At 46.2% G+C, this 762-nt stretch carries 1 protein-coding gene and 1 pseudogene; both read right to left on the bottom strand.

All coding sequences use genetic code 11. The features are described from left to right. Window positions 1-412: pseudogene (locus ASC50_RS02305) on the bottom strand (hypothetical protein); the annotation flags it as partial. An 89-nt stretch (window positions 413-501) separates the two neighbouring features. After that, on the bottom strand, window positions 502-675 hold the full coding sequence (locus tag ASC50_RS07080; protein ID WP_158648301.1) for a hypothetical protein: 174 nt from the start codon (window positions 673-675) through the stop codon (window positions 502-504). Between the last annotated feature and the right edge of the window lie 87 nt (window positions 676-762).

Below are 762 nucleotides of genomic sequence, written 5' to 3'. Positions count from 1 at the left end.
TTTTCTTAGCATCGCGGTCGAATCTGAACGCGGGATACTTCGTCTTTGCCGCGTTTTTGATAGTGGCGGGAACTTCCGACAGCCGAATGTCAACAATGTACATCAACAGGTTTCCGTCGGCATCGTAGAAGGCTTTGTAGTCTGTCCATTTGATTTCAAATTCGGCTTCGTAGATTCCGGCTGCCGTTTCCCACTCAATGTCGCGCGCTGCCGAAAAGTCTTTTTTCAACTGTTGCGACAGCGTTTCATCAGGGAACACATCACGGGCATCTGCCGTGTGATAACTTTGGATTAACTCCTCAATTTTTTCGTCCGAATACTTGGTCGAAACAGCCGGAGTTTGGGCTGTTGCCGTCAGGCTCATCCCAAACAGTGCCCCGACAATACTCAATGTCCTAAAAATACGTTTCATCTTATAAAATTTTTAATGTTTACGCTGCAAAGATACAACATAAATTCGGAAAAATGGAATAAAAAGCTAAATCTTTTTTTCAGGTGCTATCATTTCGCAAACGGTGCCTTGTACCGCAGGGACAAATATACATAGCCTTTTATCCCGTAGGGATTATAGCTCGGTAGAAAAGCCAATTCTAACCTCCACCCTGCATCCCGTAGGGATGCAACCGATTGCGGATGATGTTGCATCCCCACGGGATGCAGGAATGGGGGAGGCATTCTATTTCTACCGAGCTATAATCCCCACGGGATAAAACCTTTCAGGGCTTGCATTCAATGCCATATCCTGTCCGTAGGACGATGCCC

The sequence above is a fragment of the Candidatus Symbiothrix dinenymphae genome, assembly GCF_001431085.1.
Note: the sequence above shows the minus strand (reverse complement) of the source record. Positions and strands in the feature narration are given on the sequence as shown.

Coding starts and splice junctions, on each gene's coding strand:
- ASC50_RS07080 (WP_158648301.1), bottom strand. CDS start 675: ATGCCTCCCCCATTCCTGCATCCCGTGGGGATGCAACATCATCCGCAA.